The organism is Paenibacillus puldeungensis, assembly GCF_042678945.1.
Taxonomy (GTDB): Bacteria; Bacillota; Bacilli; order Paenibacillales; family Paenibacillaceae; genus Fontibacillus; species Fontibacillus puldeungensis.
On sequence record NZ_JBHTLM010000014.1, the window covers coordinates 33177 to 50007 of the forward strand.

General features: G+C 49.0%; 16 protein-coding genes and 1 riboswitch. Of the genes, 5 read left to right on the plus strand and 11 right to left on the minus strand.

What is annotated here, in order from left to right; all coding sequences use genetic code 11:
- Nucleotides 1-56: 56 nt before the first annotated feature.
- On the plus strand, nucleotides 57-1244 hold the full coding sequence (locus ACFQ3W_RS17805) for an AI-2E family transporter (RefSeq protein WP_379320592.1): 1188 nt from the start codon (nucleotides 57-59) through the stop codon (nucleotides 1242-1244).
- A gap of 486 nt (nucleotides 1245-1730) precedes the next feature.
- On the opposite strand, the gene ACFQ3W_RS17810 is transcribed toward ACFQ3W_RS17805, so the two are convergent.
- Entirely contained in the window at nucleotides 1731-2087 is a 357-nt protein-coding gene (locus ACFQ3W_RS17810; protein ID WP_379320593.1) for a HesB/IscA family protein, read from the minus strand.
- A gap of 252 nt (nucleotides 2088-2339) precedes the next feature.
- On the opposite strand from ACFQ3W_RS17810, the gene mqnE reads away from it, so the two are divergent.
- Both mqnE and ACFQ3W_RS17820 read left to right on the plus strand, forming a co-directional pair.
- A complete protein-coding gene (mqnE, locus tag ACFQ3W_RS17815) occupies nucleotides 2340-3446 on the plus strand; it encodes an aminofutalosine synthase MqnE (protein ID WP_379320594.1) in 1107 nt (368 codons plus the stop codon).
- Nucleotides 3447-3492: 46 nt separating this feature from the next.
- Nucleotides 3493-4554 (plus strand): NAD(P)/FAD-dependent oxidoreductase, encoded by a 1062-nt coding sequence (locus tag ACFQ3W_RS17820; RefSeq protein ID WP_379320595.1) that lies wholly within the window; start codon nucleotides 3493-3495, stop codon nucleotides 4552-4554.
- 19 nt (nucleotides 4555-4573) lie between these two features.
- On the opposite strand, the gene ACFQ3W_RS17825 is transcribed toward ACFQ3W_RS17820, so the two are convergent.
- Nucleotides 4574-4807, minus strand: coding sequence for a YuzB family protein (locus ACFQ3W_RS17825; RefSeq protein WP_379320596.1), 234 nt, complete (start codon nucleotides 4805-4807; stop codon nucleotides 4574-4576).
- Nucleotides 4808-4887: 80 nt separating this feature from the next.
- Between ACFQ3W_RS17825 and ACFQ3W_RS17830 the strand changes: the two genes are divergently transcribed.
- Entirely contained in the window at nucleotides 4888-5133 is a 246-nt protein-coding gene (locus ACFQ3W_RS17830; RefSeq protein ID WP_379320597.1) for a NifU family protein, read from the plus strand.
- Nucleotides 5134-5224: 91 nt separating this feature from the next.
- Here the strand turns inward: ACFQ3W_RS17830 and ACFQ3W_RS17835 are convergent, their stop codons facing one another.
- The 8 genes from ACFQ3W_RS17835 to ACFQ3W_RS17870 all read right to left on the minus strand — a co-directional run bounded on the left by ACFQ3W_RS17835 (nucleotide 5225) and on the right by ACFQ3W_RS17870 (nucleotide 13571).
- Nucleotides 5225-6001 carry an SDR family oxidoreductase gene (locus ACFQ3W_RS17835; protein ID WP_379320598.1) on the minus strand — a complete coding sequence of 259 codons (777 nt, stop codon included), beginning with the start codon at nucleotides 5999-6001 and terminating at the stop codon, nucleotides 5225-5227.
- Between the two features lie 395 nt (nucleotides 6002-6396).
- On the minus strand, nucleotides 6397-7251 hold the full coding sequence (locus tag ACFQ3W_RS17840; RefSeq protein WP_379320599.1) for a MetQ/NlpA family ABC transporter substrate-binding protein: 855 nt from the start codon (nucleotides 7249-7251) through the stop codon (nucleotides 6397-6399).
- 58 nt (nucleotides 7252-7309) lie between these two features.
- Nucleotides 7310-7972, minus strand: a complete 663-nt coding sequence (locus ACFQ3W_RS17845) for a methionine ABC transporter permease (protein ID WP_379320600.1) — start codon at nucleotides 7970-7972, stop codon at nucleotides 7310-7312.
- Nucleotides 7972-8982, minus strand: coding sequence for a methionine ABC transporter ATP-binding protein (locus ACFQ3W_RS17850; protein ID WP_379320601.1), 1011 nt, complete (start codon nucleotides 8980-8982; stop codon nucleotides 7972-7974). The genes ACFQ3W_RS17845 and ACFQ3W_RS17850 overlap by 1 nt, the downstream gene beginning before the upstream one ends.
- Before the next feature lie 86 nt (nucleotides 8983-9068).
- Nucleotides 9069-9224, minus strand: a riboswitch (SAM riboswitch).
- Nucleotides 9225-9327: 103 nt separating this feature from the next.
- Complete coding sequence (locus ACFQ3W_RS17855; RefSeq protein ID WP_379320681.1) at nucleotides 9328-10047, minus strand: Cthe_2314 family HEPN domain-containing protein; 720 nt, start codon at nucleotides 10045-10047, stop codon at nucleotides 9328-9330.
- 14 nt (nucleotides 10048-10061) lie between these two features.
- A complete protein-coding gene (locus ACFQ3W_RS17860) occupies nucleotides 10062-11828 on the minus strand; it encodes a UbiD family decarboxylase (protein ID WP_379320602.1) in 1767 nt (588 codons plus the stop codon).
- Between the two features lie 167 nt (nucleotides 11829-11995).
- Nucleotides 11996-12967: a COX15/CtaA family protein gene (locus tag ACFQ3W_RS17865; protein WP_379320603.1), complete on the minus strand. Its 972-nt coding sequence runs from the start codon at nucleotides 12965-12967 to the stop codon at nucleotides 11996-11998.
- A gap of 196 nt (nucleotides 12968-13163) precedes the next feature.
- Nucleotides 13164-13571, minus strand: a complete 408-nt coding sequence (locus ACFQ3W_RS17870) for a thioredoxin family protein (RefSeq protein ID WP_379320604.1) — start codon at nucleotides 13569-13571, stop codon at nucleotides 13164-13166.
- Nucleotides 13572-13671: 100 nt separating this feature from the next.
- Here ACFQ3W_RS17870 and ACFQ3W_RS17875 point away from each other — a divergent pair, with 100 nt between their 5' ends.
- Nucleotides 13672-15063, plus strand: coding sequence for a DUF2515 family protein (locus ACFQ3W_RS17875; RefSeq protein ID WP_379320605.1), 1392 nt, complete (start codon nucleotides 13672-13674; stop codon nucleotides 15061-15063).
- Between the two features lie 94 nt (nucleotides 15064-15157).
- Here ACFQ3W_RS17875 and ACFQ3W_RS17880 read toward each other — a convergent pair whose 3' ends face one another.
- Nucleotides 15158-16795 (minus strand): putative polysaccharide biosynthesis protein, encoded by a 1638-nt coding sequence (locus ACFQ3W_RS17880; protein ID WP_379320606.1) that lies wholly within the window; start codon nucleotides 16793-16795, stop codon nucleotides 15158-15160.
- Nucleotides 16796-16831 lie beyond the last annotated feature (36 nt).

A 16831-nucleotide genomic window follows, 5' to 3' on the forward strand; every position in this document is an offset into this window, starting at 1 on the left:
AACTATTTATGTATGTTTTTCTAAGGGCAACCGCAAGAGATACAGGAGGTTAGTAAATGGAAAATTCGCAGTCATGGGGTCACCGCTTCAAAAAGTTTTTTTTGAATAACCGCTTTGTGCTGTTTCTGCTAGTCCTGCTGCTCATCGGCTTAAATGTTTTCGTATTCGCCAAAATCCAGTTTATCTTTAAGCCATTAACCGTTCTGCTAAAAACGGTACTGCTCCCTATATTGCTCACCGGGGCAATCTATTACCTATTAAATCCGCTTGTTGACTGGCTGGAGCGAAAAAAAGTAAAACGTGTGTATACGATCATCGCATTGTACCTCTTTATCATAGGATTAATCACCTTGCTCGTCATGAATGTTTTTCCCCTGGTGAGGGAACAAGTCATTGGGTTGATCGATAATTTTCCAAAATACAGCTATGAGGTTCAAGCCCAGATCGAGCAGTTGACTGGAAGCAGCCTACTCCTTGAGATCCAAAAGTCTACAGGCTTTAACCCTGCGGATTTGGGGAGTACGATATCCGAGCAGGCAACGTCGCTGATGGACAGTGTTTGGTCAGGAATCGGCGGTTTTCTAGGAGCGCTCAAAAATATCGTGCTCGCCATCGCTACCGTACCGTTCATCCTTTTCTATTTGCTGAAGGACGGTAAGAAGCTGCCGAATTTCATTCTAAAATTCGTACCCGTTCGCTTTCGTGAACAAACACACCGGGTTATGACGGAAATGAACGGCCAAATCAGCTCCTACATTCGCGGCCAAATTATCGTAAGCTTCTGCATCGGTGCGCTGTTGTATATAGGCTACCTGATTATCGGCCTCGACTACTCTCTCACTTTGGCCATTATCGCAGCATGTACCAGCATTGTTCCTTATCTAGGGCCGGCTATCGCAATTACACCTGCATTGATCATCGCGATTGTCACTTCGCCGGTGATGCTGCTCAAACTGATTATCGTATGGACCGTGGTTCAGCTGTTTGAGGGCAAATTCATTTCACCACAGATCATGGGTAAATCGCTGAAAATTCACCCGATCACCATCATTTTCGTCATTCTGACGGCAGGCAACCTATTCGGCGTTGCCGGGGTTATTCTAGCCGTACCAGGTTATGCTGTACTTAAAGTAATCTGTACACACCTGTTCCAATGGTTCGAGCGCCGTTCACATTTGTATGAGCCGGAACAGCAAACAGCTAATCCAGAGTCTGGAGAAAGTACGACATCGGATCTTTCGTAAACGGTTCTTATCTTCCCGATAATCCGAAGTGGGATGGGTTCTTATATATCTAGGAAAAACCTGGCGAAAAATCACCGTCAGGTTCTTTTTGTTTAAAGTCTATACCTATCATCTCTCCCCTCTACTTCCCCAACGATCCACCAATAAATGTATTCTGTGCAGCTAATTTGAACCCAAATCGGGATTTTTGGACATTAACTGTATTATGTACATCTAAACTGGGCTAATTTGGAAAGGGTAATATTTCTCCATTTAGATGTACTTTTTGCATTTATAATCTCAGGAAATTCAACAAGACGATGTTTAACTGTACAAAATGCATCTAGTAATCATTCACTCGCCTGATCTGTCTCGATTATTGCGAGAGCAGGCTATCTCCAACATTTTTGGGCTTAAAGAATAAAAAACCTCTATTAAGAATCAGTCCAAGGACTGCCTTAACAGAGGCCAAAATGGTCATATTAAATATTAGTACCTATATCGGCTTTAGTCACACATTTCCGGCTGCCCTTCCTCATCCTTCATCTTGAAAGACTGTCCGCAGCCGCAGGTGGCGATGGCGTTCGGGTTATGGATGGTGAAGCCGCCGCTCATGCCGGACTCCTTAAAGTCAATTTCAAGTCCATTTAGATAACGAATGCTATCCTTCTCAACGACCACTTTGAGACCTTTGACGTCCATGTAGACATCGTTGTCGGTCTCCTGATCGTCCAGTCCCATTCCATATGAAAAACCGCTACATCCGCCAGGGTTAACCCCGATCCGCAGGAACATGTTCGGCGTTTCTTCTTCGCTCAGCATATGTTTAATCCGTGCCATGGCACTATCGCTAATTGTAATCATAAGTGATCACTCCTTTAATCAAATTATACCTCACAACCTAATCTCGCTCAATAAAGGTGATTTTTATAGTTGCATTATTTATTTCTCTATGCTTGGCTTATTGCCCACTGGTAATGGGAGGTTTATAATAGGATGGTGGTTTATACTGTCTAATACGATCTAGTCAATATATTATGCCGGGAATCCGGGCTTTAGCCTTGTAACCGTTTAGGGAAAGACTCATGCTCTACACTCGGAAATGGAGGGATTGCCATGTTTACAACTATTACACCAAACATCGATAAGAAAATGGCAGAAATTACGGAAAAAGTCCGGCACGGGGAGCGCCTTACGCTGGAAGACGGAGTCTATTTGTATGAAAGCGATGACTTATTGACCATCGGTCAGTTAGCCAATGAGGTCAATTTACGGAAGAACGGCAAGAAGGTTTATTTTATTGAAACGATGAGTCTTTATTTCACCAATATATGTGAATCTCACTGTGCCTTCTGCAATTTCCGCAAGGATCAGGGAGAGGAAGGCTCCTACACGCTGTCGGGCGAAGAAATGATCGCCTATGTCGAACAGCACATTCAGCCTGGAGTTCGGGAGTTTCATATCGTGGGTGGACACAACAACCACGTTCCGTTCCAATACTATGTCGATTCGCTAAAAGCACTGCATGAGCGGTTCCCGGACGTTACCCTGAAAGCCTACACAGCGGCGGAAATCGAATTTTATACGCGGATCAGCGGCCTTAGCGTAAAGGAAGTGCTAACCGAGCTGCAAAAAGCGGGTCTTAAATCGCTAACCGGCGGCGGAGCGGAAATTTTGTCCGATCAATACCGGGAGAAGATGAAGGTAGAAAAAGCGAATGTCGATCAATATTTGGACGTTCACCGGACCGCACATCAACTCGGCATGAAAACCCCGACGACGATGCTGTACGGATCGATCGAAACGTACGAAGACCGGATTCGCCACATGATGCAAATTCGTGAGCTTCAGGATGAAACCGGCGGCTTTAATGTATTTATCCCATTGTCCATGCAGCCGCGGAACAAAAATGCCAGCATCATGCGCCGCAATTCAGCTTACGAAGACCTCAAGACAATTGCCATTAGCCGGCTGATGCTGGACAATATCCCGCATGTTAAAGCTTACTTCATTAATATCGGAGTACAGCTCACCCAGGTTGCGCTTACCTTTGGCGCATCGGACGTGCACGGAACGATTTTGAAGGAGCAAATCAGCCATGCGGCCGGAGCACAAACTCCGGAAGGCTTGACGCTTAAAGAGCTGATCTGGCTCGTTAAAGGGGCTGGACGCATCCCGGTTGAACGAGACACCTTCTATAACGAGATTCAAGTTTACGAATAACGCTCGGGGACAAAGGGTTGCCCGGGGAAAAGGGGAAATTGAATAGATGAGGCAATTCGTTATTCTTGGTGGAGGCTATGGTGGGACAGCCGTCGTTCATGGGCTGTTCAAAGGACATATCCCTTCGGATGTACAAATCATTCTGGTTGATCGAATGCCCTTTCAAAGCTTGAAGACCGAATATTACGCCCTTGCGGCCGGGACCGCATCGGATCATGAGCTGCGTGTCCCGTTTCCAAACTATTCCGGTTTGATCATCAGATACGGCGAAGTCAGTTCGCTCGATCTGGAGAAACGCCGCATCCTATTTCAAGAAGGCGACCCCCTAGAATACGACCAGCTTGTTATCGCCTTAGGCTGTACCGACAATTATCATTCCATTTCGGGCGCACGTGAATTCTCCTGCAGCATCCAGTCGTTCTCATCTTGCCGGGAAACATACATGCGTTTGAACAACGCGAGGCCATACAGCAAAATCAACATCATAGGCGGTGGACTTAGCGGCGTTGAAGTAGCGGCTGAACTCCGGGAAAGCCGCCCCGACTTGAACATCGCGATCGTGGATCGAGGCTCGCGCCTGCTCTCCGCTTTTCCGCCGAAGGTTTCAGGCTATGTGTCCAAGTGGTTCCATGAGCACGAGGTGGAAACTCTATCCCATATCTCGATAAATGCATTGGAGCCCGGCGCCATCAAGCATGAGAACGGTGAAATCATGTCCGACGTTACCGTGTGGACTGCAGGAATTCGTCCTGCCGCCATCGTGGAAGCACTTGATGTGGCTAAAGATCGCCAGGGACGTGTGCTTCTTAACGAGTATTATCAAATTCCCGACCATCCGGAAGTTTTTGTCTGCGGCGATTGCGCCAGCTTGCCTTTCTCACCAAGTGCACAGGCCGCTGAAGGTCAGGGGTATCAAATTGGGTTAATCGCAGCATACTTATGGCGAAATGAGCAGCCCCGTCTGCAACCGATCAAGTTAAAAGGAACGTTAGGCTCGCTTGGTAAAAAAGCCGGCTTCGGTCTGATGGGCCGAGCCCAAGTGACCGGCCGAGTTCCCCGGCTTCTCAAAAGCGGGGTGCTGTGGATGTCCAAGCACCATATTGGGTAAACTTAAAAAGGAGCCTCACTCACCGAGGAAGCTCCTCAATTTTCTGTACGACGCGTTCGTACAATAAGGCGGGGGTTTCGGCCTCTACATGTTCGCCGTCAACCAATACGTAGGGAACCATGTAGCAAACCCCGCAATTGGTTAGGCAGCCGTATTCATACACTTCACAATCGTAGGTTTGTTGTATTTTTTTGACGACCTCATGAGTACCAAAACAAGTGTTGTTTACACAAAATTCAATAATAATGGTCACATTTTCCCCTCCCATATGACGGAGCATTTAAATTTTAGATATTTTGTAATATAATAATGCAAAGAAAGGAGTTGAAACCTATGAGTGAACACACACAAGATAAATTGTATGATGAAGTGATGGAAGTATTGGATAAACTTCGGCCCTTCTTGCAGCGTGACGGTGGCGACGTTGAGTTAGTTGACGTGGAAGACGGTATCGTTAAGCTGAAATTGATGGGTGCCTGCGGCAGCTGCCCTAGCTCCACCATTACCCTCAAAGCGGGGATCGAACGTGCACTGTTTGAAGAAGTTGAAGGCGTAGAAGAGGTCGTACAAGTATTCTAATACGCCATAACCCGGACTTTTTACGCTTTTAGCATGAAGGCTCCGAAAAATAAGCTCGGCCCTCCGGTACGCCGGAAAGGCCGAGTTTTTGTTATGACGAAGGCTTGATCCACGGTCGGATCGGATCAAGTCCCCCGGAAATATCCATAATATTACCGGTGATGAAATCGGAATCCGAATGGCATAGGAAGGCGATTACACGGGCAATATCTTCACCGCTTCCTGGCCGGCCGAGCGGCGTTTCTCCATCCTGGATCTCCCTGGCTTCCTTGATCGACTTCTCCTTGTTGCCCCCGCGAATATCCCCTGGGCACACCATATTAACCGTAATTCCATGCGGCGCTTCCTCCACCGCAAGCGTCTTCGTAAACGAGACAAGCCCGGTTTTCGCAGCCGCATATACGGCGCGATGCGGCCATGCACGAGATTCTGATGCATGACCGAAACCGAAGTGAACGATCCGGCCCCATTCTTTTTCCCGCATCCCCGGCAGCACCAGGTGATCGAGCAGTAAACTGCCTACCAGATTACCTTCTATCATGGCCAAAATTTCGGCCTCACTATATTCGGCAAACAGCTTGCGTTCACGGATGAATGGGCCAGCGTTATTGATGAGAATATCAACCGTACCCAAACGCTCTCTCACTTGCTCCACCAACTGCGCAATATCCTCGCGTCTGGATACATCCGCCTTCACGGCAATGCAAGGAACGCCCATCCGCTCGATTTCGGAACGGAGAGAGAGCGCTTCGGCTTCACTATGTACGTAGTTCAGTGCGATGTGGCAGCCTTGTTCCGCCAGCGTTAACGCCGTCTTCTTACCGAGTCCTTTAGCGCTCCCGGTAATTAGAGCTACTTTTCCCAGCAACGTTCTTCTCCTCCTCCCAAGAGTACACTTATTTCAAGTATAAAAGATTTAAGGCATTCTCACAAACAGACTAAGCAAACCCTGGGGAAAATCACCGCCAGGCCCACGTCCTATCTTGTGCAAAGAGTTACTGTAGCGGTGCAAAATTCATCACTAAATGCATTTTGTACAGTTATTTTCAGGCGAATTGCGTTTTTTTGGAATTTAATTGCATTTTCTACATCTAAAACGAGGTAATTTGACTTGGTGGGGGTATTTTGCTTCTTTTAAATGCACTTTCTGCATCTAAATGCTTAAGTCTCCATGAAGGTTAATGTTTAACTGCACAAAATGCATTTAGTCAAAAAAAACCCCGCTCCACAGCGGAGCGGGGATATATGACCATCGTGTACTTATTAGAATACAGGGACCAATGCGCCTTTATACGTATCGTTGATGAATTTTCTTACGTCGTCGGAAGTAAGAGCCTTCGCCAATTTTTGAATAGCATCGGAATCTTTGTTGTCCGGACGAGCTACCAAAATGTTTGTGTAAGGCGAATCTTTATCCTCAATAAACAACGCATCCTTAGTTGGGTTCAGCTTGGCTTCCAGCGCGTAGTTCGTGTTGATCAACGCCAGGTCGACCTCATCCAATTGACGCGGCAGCATGGCAGCATCGACTTCGATAATATCAAGCTTCTTCGGGTTTTCCGTAATGTCCGCTTTTGTAGCTTTAATGCCGGCACCGTCTTTAAGCTTTATCAAGCCTTGTTTTTCGAGCAGCAGCAGTGCGCGTCCACCGTTGGTCGGGTCGTTAGGAATGGCTACTTTAGCGCCCTCAGGAAGCTCGTCGGCAGATTTATACTTTTTGGAATAAGCGCCGAACGGCTCAACATGGACACCTACGACCGGAACGAGGTCAAATTTGTTTTGAGCATTTTGCTCATCGAGATAAGGCTGATGCTGGAAATAGTTTGCGTCCAGTTCCTTTTCAAACACCTGTACATTCGGTTGAACATAATCGGTAAACTCTTTAACTTCGAGATCAATGCCTTCTTCTTTAAGCTTAGGCGCGATAAATTTCAAAATATCGGCATGCGGTACTGTGGCGCCTACAACCAATTTCACCGGTTCGCCAGCTTTGTTGTCCGTCTTGGCGGCATCGCCTTCCGTACTCCCGGCCGTATTGCTTTTTGCAGCATTATTGCCGCAAGCCGCCAGTACCAACACCAAAACCAAAGTTAGCAAAGATAGAGTCCATTTTTTCATTTCAGGATGCCCCCTTAAAGTAGTTTTTGAATAAGGATAAGATATATATAGTATTTCCTTATTTCCGAGTAAAATAGATCACCAGCCGGTCACCAATCATTTGCAGAACCTGCACCAGAATGACCATGAAAATTACCGAAATAATCATAACTTCTTTCTCATAGCGGTAATAACCGTAACGGATTGCCAAGTCGCCAAGTCCACCGCCGCCAACCATGCCTGACATCGCCGTATACGACACAAGCGTCACTACGGTAATCGTCATGCCTGCAATCAAACCGGGCAGCGATTCCGGCAACAGTACCTTACGGATCACCTGATAGGAGGATGCTCCCATCGCTTGGGAAGCTTCGATGACCCCACGGTCAACCTCGCGAAGCGCCGTCTCTACGAGCCGAGCAAAAAATGGAGCTGCCCCGATAACGAGCGGTGGAATCGTTCCTGCCACTCCTGTGGAAACGCCCATGATCGCCCGAGTAAACGGGATCAAGGCAACGATCAGAATAATAAACGGTACAGAACGCAGTATATTAACGATGAGTGATAATATCCTGTAAACCCATCCTAAAACCCAGGAATTGGAACGTGAAAAAGAGTAAAGCAGCACGCCTAGCGGAAGTCCAATGATGAAAGTAAACAACGAGGCATACCCCATCATCTTCAAAGTGTCTACCGAGGCCTTACCCATCTCGGACCAGTCAATACCCCCGAAATCAAACATTACTCAAGCACCTCCACATCAAGATCGCGTTCTTTGAGAAGCGCAAGCGTCCGATCTACATCCGCACTGGCTCCTTCAAAGGAAACGGTAAGCTGACCGTACGGAACATCTTTAATCGTTGAAATCGTCCCTTGCAATATCGCAAAGTTGACTCCCGTCTCTCTAACGACTTGAGACATTACCGATTCGTACGTCTTCGCCCCAAGGAACGTAATCTTCACAAGTCGTGTCCATTCCGGATGCGGTACCGAAGATGCAAGCTTGACGCCTTCTTCGCCTTCACGGTTAATGAATTCTCGCGTTACTGGATGCTTCGGTTTCAGGAATGTTTCAGTGACCGGTCCCTCTTCTACAATGCCGCCCTGATGAATGACAGCGACCCGATCACAAATGCTTTGAATCACATGCATTTCGTGGGTGATCAGCAATATCGTTAAGCCAAATTTCTGATTAATGTCCAGCAGCAGCTTCAAAATCGAATCCGTGGTCTGTGGATCGAGTGCTGAGGTGGCTTCGTCACAGAGCAGTACATCCGGATCGCTGGCCAGTGCCCGGGCGATGCCTACCCGCTGCTTCTGCCCCCCGGATAGTTGGGACGGATATTTACTCTGATGCTCTTCCAGTCCAACCAGCACGAGCAGCTCATTGACTTTCTCCGCGATAGCCGCCTTCGGCGTTCCGATCAGCGTTAGCGGAAATGCGATGTTATCGTAAACAGTAGCCGATGATAACAGGTTAAAGTGCTGAAAGATCATTCCGATTTTGCGGCGCTGCTGCTGCAGTTCGCGTTTGCTGAGATTTGTCAGCTCTATGCCATTCACCCAAACTTCGCCTTCGGTTGGGCGCTCCAGCAAATTTATACATCGGATCAGTGTACTTTTCCCTGCACCGGAGTGGCCGATGACACCAAATATTTCACCTTTGCCAATGGTTAGATTTAACCCGGACAAAGCGGTTGTTGTCGTCTTCTTGCCGCCATACGTCTTGGTGATTCCTTTAAGTTCTATCAACCTGACAAGCCTCCGTTCTAGTATAAAGATCAAAAAAGAAAGAGCCCTCGACAGAATCAAAGGGCTCTTTACGTAAAGACACTGCCTTCTCATCTGCCAAAACTGCTGCACCGTGTACAGAACAGTTTTGAAGGAATTAGCACCATGACACTCGCCACAGAATACGGTTATCCACACCGCACTGCGTACGAATCGGTTGCTGGGCTTCATCGGGCCTTTCCCTCCGCCTCTCTTGATAAGAAAAATATGAAATTATATGAAAGTCGTTCTCATGTATTTTCTGAAACTATTGCTCAGTATAATGACTTTCTATGGTTTTGTCAAAGGGAAAAATAGAGTTTTTCGTTATGATTGAGCCGTTAATTTCTTCCACCTGCGATTGGTGTAGTCAAAAACCGTAAAATACGTCTCGCATACCATGCGGTAGCCCTGCTCCAAATCGCGAATATGAACGTCTAGGTCCTCCAGTTCGATTTTGCCGAATAAGGCTTGATGTCGCTGCCACAAATCGTCTCTCATTTCCGAATTCATGTAATGAATTTCGGTATTCCGGCGTCGCCGTAAAACGCCCAGCGCTTCCCGGTATTCTTCCTTAATCGCAATTAATCGATTGCCTAGCTCAGGATGCACCTTCAAATAAGAGAACTGACGCAGCACGGTAAAATAAGAAAAACGCGCCTTCACCTTGGAGGTATGCAGATTATAAACCTCGTTTAACACCGTACCAAGTTTATCCAGAGCCGAGAACACGCGGATAAATCCGTCTTTATAAAAATATACATATCTGGCGTAATTATTCCGTTCTTCGTGACTCATATCTTCTACGTAATCCGTCGTTACTTTATTTCGAAAATAAGTTGCCGCAAACAGGCACTCTTCCAGCTCATAGAGTGAGGAAATCAGGCCGTGCGTCCATATTTCCAGCTTGCGATAATCATGGGTAGGGTCCTGATGCAGCTCGATTTCCTTCTCCAGCAGCCTGGTCGTTTGCTCCATGGCATCCATGGTTTCAGCCAGCCGGCCCTCATTTTGTCTTGGCGGTTCTCCTAGTAGGCTTCGCAGCATTTGTTTTCCCCGTTTCACGCAAAGTATGTTTTCCAACGCTCATCCACCATTTGCACGATATCTTCCCGCGGGAACAATTCATCAGGATACCCCGGCTTCATCCGGGCATCGATGACGATTGGAAGGCTGTATGCCAAGTGGTGCTGCCGCACCTCAGCCGCCGCATAAATGTCGTCCGCCGGATTAAAGCGCGTAAATACCGTCCACAAGAAGGACGTCTGATTTTGTACCACTGCAGCCGCATCGTCTACGAGGACAACAAGCGGCCAGGACGTACCCCGTTCACGAAGCCGACCTAGCAGCCGCTGTGCCAGCTCCGGTTCCTCTGCGAAGGAAGCTCCTGAAACGACGAGGCATCCATCATGGAAAACCTCAATTCGGTCAATCTCGGCTAATTCACCTTCATCATAAGCTTTAGGGAGCTCGCGTACCGGCTCGCCCACTCCGATTAAGATGGCCTTACTGCCATGATTCAGCTTTCGCCCAGTATAGTCAAGGGTATCATGAGAAGTGTTATTCAGAATAAACAAATCTGTCTGCGGATTAAACCGCTCCAGTACAGTTTTAAGCAGCAAGCGGAAGTCAGCCAAGTCGACCAGCTTGTCCGTTAGCATAAGAATCTTCGTTAGCGACAGTTGACCTTCACCCAAAATTCGGAACGCTGATACAAGCGCCTCGCGGGAATAGCTTTCCCGAACGACCGCAGAGCTAAGCGCATGGAAGCCACTTTCGGCATAAGTCCAAAGTGACCGGACATTCGGCATCACAATCGGGAAGGCAGGGGAGAGCAGCTTTTGCAAAAAGTCGCCCAAATAGTAGTCTTCCTGACGAGGTTTGCCGACAATCGTCGCCGGATAAATCGCATCCTTGCGGTGCCACATATGATTCACATGCAAAACCGGAAAGTCATGCTGCAAGGAATAATAACCGAAATGGTCGCCGAAAGGCCCCTCTAAACGACGTTCATGCGGCGGCACAAGACCGGAAATGGCAAATTCCGATTCGGCAGGAATCCGGTGTCCGCCAAGTGGATTTTCCGCCATAGGCAGCTTTTCGCCAAGGATAAATGAAGCGACCAGCAGCTCCGACAAATGCTCGGGAACCGGTGAAATTGCAGAGGCAATCATCGCTGGAGGGCCGCCAATGAACACAGAGACCGGAAGCGGCTCGCCGCGTTTCTCAGCCTCATGGTAGTGGAAACCACCGCCTTTTTGAATTTGCCAATGCACGCCGGTCGTTTGGTCATCATACAGCTGAATCCGGTACATACCGAGATTGTTCTCCTTCGGCTGGAGCGGATTTTCAGTATAAACGAGCGGCAGTGTTATAAACGGGCCACCATCCTTCTGCCAGCTTGTTACCCTTGGAAGTTCCTTTAAAGGTGACTCGGTTTTACATACCTTCAGGATCGGGGCATCGCTTTTGGATACGGTTTTCATCCCTACCTTTAGCACTTCCCGAATAAGACCACGCTCATTCCAAATCGCCTTAGGCGATGGAGGGAGCAGCTTGTTAATCGCCCCGACCAATTGGTTGGCCAGCTTCTCCGGACGGGTACCGAAAGCCATCTCCACACGCCGGATTGTCCCGAACAAATTAGTCGCTACAGGAAAAGGCGTTCCCTTAACGTTAGTAAATAGCAGTGCTGGTCCACCTTCATCAATGACCCGGCGATGAATTTCGGCGAGCTCCAAATAAGGATCCACCGGGGTATCGATCACCGCCAGTTCGTTTTCTTTCCGCAGTGCATCGATCCATTGACGTAAATTTTTATAGCTCATATTTATATTCCTCCTAAGAAACAGGCCGCTAAAGATGCAAACAATAAGTACTCGAAAAGTACTCGAAAAAAGTATACCTTCTCAAGAGGCCGCTTGGGTTCACCTTTAATGTACAGATTGATGACAATCAGCCGAATCACACAATTCAATATTTAGATATAGCCGCTTTAGATAACTTTCTGTACGTTTTCTTGAATCGTTTGCGGTACGCGGCTAAGCTGCCATGTCCGCACACTTAAGTAGCATAACACTCCAAATAAGGAGGCCAAAACGACGATATGCGCAAGCGAGGCAAATAGAAATACATGATAATTGCCTAGCGTAAACACGATAGACGCCCCCGTGAGCACTTGAACGATAACAAGGATAGTCGCGGCAACTCCCAGCTTGCGAATTTCCGGATGATCCGGATGCCTGCGAAAGGCAAAGTGGCCAACCGTTAAAATCACTATGAATAAAACAGCCGCAGCAACCCGGTGCATAAAAGCAATGCCGACGCCGCCTGACAGCTCGGGAATGAGTCGTCCATTGCAAAGCGGCCAACCGGTACAGCCCCCCGCCGAATTCGTATGGCTTACATAGGCTCCGAGATATACGACGATATACGTATACCCGGTGGCAAACCAGATTAAATTGCGAAACGCTTTCGAGACTTGGGGAAGAAATTGAGTCGGTTCCTGCACATTTGCAGCATTCTCACGTCTTTCCTCCTCACGGATGCCTAAAGCGAGCATGATTGAACTGGCAAACGCGATAAGCGAAAAACCGAAATGCAGTGCCATCACCGCAGAGGAAGCAGGGTAAACCACCGCCATCGCTCCCATAAACGCTTGAATCATCACAAAGATCAAAGCGAGAAGCGAATAGATCTGCAAGTCCTTACGATGTTTCCGGTACAGCCAAAAAGCAACAAACGCAGCCAGCGAGAATAAGCCGGCAGCGCCGCTAATCGCCCTGTGAGAATATTCGATCATTGAGGCCAGGGTGTGCGCGGGGATAAACTTTCCATGGCATAGCGGCCATTCGTTGCCGCAGCCTAAACCGGACTCCGTTTTCGTGACAACGCTTCCTCCCAGTGTCGCCAAAAACATAATTAGGCAGGAAGCGAAGCTGAGCCATTTCAATTGTTTCGTATTCAAACGGTTCACACCTTTGTCTAAAAATGGTTCACCCTATCATCATGGAGTCGTGGATTATTCTAGTAAATCCATTCCATTATAACCGATCAAGCAACCACTTTCATAGGTAGAACCCGATAAATTGTTCCAAAACGTACATCGCCGCCCAACAATATTGGACGGCGATGTGATTAATGATGCTGCGCGGGCAGATGGTTTATTCTTTTCTTTCGGCCGTATCGTGAAGCGCATTGTACACGTCCAATGCACGGTCCAGGAAATCCTCGATTTCCTGCCGCGATTTCCGCAGCTTGTTTACGAACCGGACGAGTTCCCGTCCATCGGTGTATGCGACGAAGCTTGGTATGCCGAGGATGTTTTGCTCTTGGCTTACGTCTCCCACTTGATCAACGTCTACTTCGATCAAAGTCAAGCGGCCGGAATATTTCTCTTCAACCTCCGGCATAAACGGATCTATAAATTTACAGTCCCCGCACCAGTCTGCTTTAAAGACAGCAACGACTAAGCGGCTGCTTTGGATGCTCACTTGAAATTGTTCAGGTGATGTAACTTTTTCCATAATCCTTCCCTTCCTTTCCTTATCGTTCTTCTTTAAGTCAACCAAAACCGGGAGTGGAAGTCAAACTTTCCGGACATACTTGGAATAAAAAGGGCCAATGTTCAGAACATTATTTTCAGCAATAGAGAGGATGAACGCAGGAGCCATGAAGAAGCGTTCCCGCTATACTGCCGCAAAATCATCTGCAGCCGGATTTACCGAAATGATATTCCGTCTGCCTGCCGCTTTAGGACTAATATTAAAGAGTAAGGCCGCCTCATATGCTGATTCATCCAAGCTTAGAGAGGAGCGTCTTTCGATCCCTTGGAATGAATCCGCCGCGCGAACGGTCATTAATGAAATCGAAGATATGCTGCGTCGCGGCATTTCGGCGAGGCCTGTCGGGGAGGAGAAATGGAGCACCGAGGATCTGAAGCTTGTCCGGGAAATAGACGATATATGCAGTCGTGCGGGGGCAAACAACATAACACGGACCGAAGCTTATCTTGAGTGTTATCAAAATTACCCTGAGCTGCATTGGGCTTTTCTGGCTCATATGGTCTCCCGAAACGCCGGTTGGAATATGACCGACCTGCAGAGCAGTCGGATGACCGATGTATTGACTCCCGAGGAAAAGCGGATGATTTATCGTTTTTTAGAGCGAAGCAATGCCTTGATCTTTCAGGATGCCTACCCGCAGCTGATGCTGTATATGAAAAGTCGAGAGCTCGGAGCAAGCCGGTTCCATTTGCTTTCTCATTTTCACGTGTCTCAGTTCATGCGGCCCTTCTGGGAACGCTTCTGGATCGACCGAGACAGCGCCTTGCTTACCGTTGGGTTGATTATCAATGAACAGAATTATATCGAAAAACGGGTTGTTCGCCATCCCTACTTTCAGAAAAATGTAACCGGCAAAGCCAATCTTCATTTGTTTACCTTGGCCGGCTTGAACCAAGTTGTTTTTCCGCTGCTGGAGGACGGTGCGGGAAGCGAGGAGGCTGAGGTGGGAGAAAACAGGAGCGAAGGGGCTGGCGTTGAGGAGCGGGCTGTACGCCGCAGCGACCCAGGCAGCTGCGCGGAGAACGCCGCGGTCCGCCGACTCGCCGGACGAACCGTCTCCGACTTCGGCAGCCTGCCGGCCCGGATCGCGTTAGGCAAAGGCCTATACGCGATGCTGATGGGCCTGCGCGCCGTGCGCAGCGGCGCGGAGCGCTTCGCCGCAAGCGTGCCGCATAGCGGCTCGCGCGCGGATTATTGGCCGGACTTGTTCACGGCCAATATGGAAAAAGCTCTGACCGCCAAGGTGCAGGGGTCAGAGCTTCTGGGGGGCGAGACGCTGCCCGCGGGCCAGCGTCTCTATAGCCCCAAGCTGCTAAGCGCTTGGGGCGACACGCCCTATGAGCCAATCTCCCGTGAAGATTGGCTCAAGGACCACAGCGCGCTGGACGGCATCAGCGCGCCGCAGGCGCCGTTCCTGTGCGACATCAGTCGCGAGCACAGGAACGGCATCCTCAAGACCGCACTCGCGCACGATGCGGTCTCGGATGCAGGCGAATAGCGCAGCTCGCCTGCCGCACCCCAACATCCGCCTGCTTCGGGCGGATGTCCGCCGCTTCTACTTTGCCGCTGCTTTCCTTGCCTCCCTGTGCCGGTCAGCCGCGTTCCACGCCGCCTCCGCGCTGCAGCTTCATCAAGGGCATCAGCAGCTTGCGAAGCGGCGCCGGATAGCTGTCCAGCTCATCCTTGCGAACGACACGCAGGACGATCAGCATAACCGGGTATAGCACAAGAATACCCAATCCCACGATGCAGCAGGTCAAGAAGAAGGCGATCCGACCTGGCATGAACGCTACCATCTGAATGCCGGCTTGGTTGAGGCCATATCCGATCCCACCCAGCGCGATGATGGTGACAAAGAAGCCTGTCCAACGATTTCCCATGATCGAGAACGGCACGATGATCTTCATCGCCCGCAAATTGAGCAACGTAATGACGAAGAAACAAAGGCCAGTCGCCGTGATGATGCCATAGATTCCCCAAAACTGGGCCAGCACAATGCTGGCTACTAATTTCACAAGAATTCCGATGGCGACATGAATCATTGATAAATTGGTCTTGTTGATGCCCAGCAGAATCGAGTTGCTCGTCATCATCGTAATTTGGAAGATGGTCGCAAATGTTAACAGGGCGACGATACTGCTGCCGTCTCTCGTACTAAACAACAAACCGTTGACCGAATAAGCCGCCGTGCCCAGCGCGAGAATAATCGGCATCCCCGTCAGGACGGATATCCGCATCGCCAGTGTAACCTGCCGCTGCAAATGCTCCTCATCCTTGCGGGCAAAAGCCGCTGAAATGATCGGCACCAGAGATTGGCTGAGAGCAATAGCCAGTATAGGCGGAATGCCGGCAATCATCTGTGCGCGGTTTCCGAGAATCCCCAGAATGTAAGTGGCCTGATAGGATCCAAGCTGACCGCTCAGCAGCGGCTTCAGAATCGAATTGTCAATAAAGTTGACGGCCGGCACCGCTAAAGCGGTCAGCACCATCGGAATCGACAATTTGAAAATCTCAGTATATATTTCCTTGTAGGATTGCTGTCTGTGATCGGACCAGCTATGTCTATAGCTCACAGTTTCAGCCAGGTCTTTCTTTCTCAATTGATGGCTGTAATGCAACATGACCGCCAAGGCAGCCACCCCGCCAATCACCGCACCGAAGGTTGCTCCCGCCGCTATCTTTTCGCCGGAATATCCCCAGCTGTAAAACATAAACGCAAGAGCAATCCCGGTAGCCACTCGAACAATCTGTTCTATGACCTGAGATACCCCTCCGGCGATCATAATATTTCGGCCCTGCAAGTAACCGCGAATCATGGCGATAATCGGAAAGATCAGCAAGGCGGGGGCCAGCGCACGAATCGCAATAACCGATTCCGGCACGCCGGAACCTCGGGCATAATACGGTGCCAGCACGTACAGCAGCGCAAACATCACTACGCCGGCGATCAACGAAAAAATCAGCGCCGCTATAAAGATTCTTCGGGCTTCATTCGGCCGGTTAAGCGCATGTCGCTCGGATACCATTTTGCTCAGCGTGCTCGGAATCCCCGCCGTAGCCAAAGTTAGCAGCATGAAATAGGCGGCGTTGGCTTGAGAATAGGAGGCGTTCCCGACATTACCCAGAATGTGCTCCAGCGGTACGCGCTGAAAGAGACCCAATACTCTGGCAATGAGCGCGGCTCCGGCCAGAATTAATGTACCTTTGACAAATGATTCTTTCTTGGACAAAAAATATTCCTTCTTTCCCGGTAACCTGATGTATAA

Excerpts from the sequence above, each read along its gene's own strand:
- ACFQ3W_RS17805 (WP_379320592.1), top strand. The coding sequence starts at position 57 with ATGGAAAATTCGCAGTCATGGGGTCACCGCTTCAAAAAGTTTTTTTTG.
- ACFQ3W_RS17810 (WP_379320593.1), bottom strand. The coding sequence starts at position 2,087 with ATGATTACAATTAGCGATAGTGCCATGGCACGGATTAAACATATGCTG.
- mqnE (WP_379320594.1), top strand. The coding sequence starts at position 2,340 with ATGTTTACAACTATTACACCAAACATCGATAAGAAAATGGCAGAAATT.
- ACFQ3W_RS17820 (WP_379320595.1), top strand. The coding sequence starts at position 3,493 with ATGAGGCAATTCGTTATTCTTGGTGGAGGCTATGGTGGGACAGCCGTC.
- ACFQ3W_RS17830 (WP_379320597.1), top strand. The coding sequence starts at position 4,888 with ATGAGTGAACACACACAAGATAAATTGTATGATGAAGTGATGGAAGTA.
- ACFQ3W_RS17840 (WP_379320599.1), bottom strand. The coding sequence starts at position 7,251 with ATGAAAAAATGGACTCTATCTTTGCTAACTTTGGTTTTGGTGTTGGTA.
- ACFQ3W_RS17845 (WP_379320600.1), bottom strand. The coding sequence starts at position 7,972 with ATGTTTGATTTCGGGGGTATTGACTGGTCCGAGATGGGTAAGGCCTCG.
- ACFQ3W_RS17855 (WP_379320681.1), bottom strand. The coding sequence starts at position 10,047 with ATGCTGCGAAGCCTACTAGGAGAACCGCCAAGACAAAATGAGGGCCGG.
- ACFQ3W_RS17860 (WP_379320602.1), bottom strand. The coding sequence starts at position 11,828 with ATGAGCTATAAAAATTTACGTCAATGGATCGATGCACTGCGGAAAGAA.
- ACFQ3W_RS17875 (WP_379320605.1), top strand. The coding sequence starts at position 13,672 with ATGAAGAAGCGTTCCCGCTATACTGCCGCAAAATCATCTGCAGCCGGA.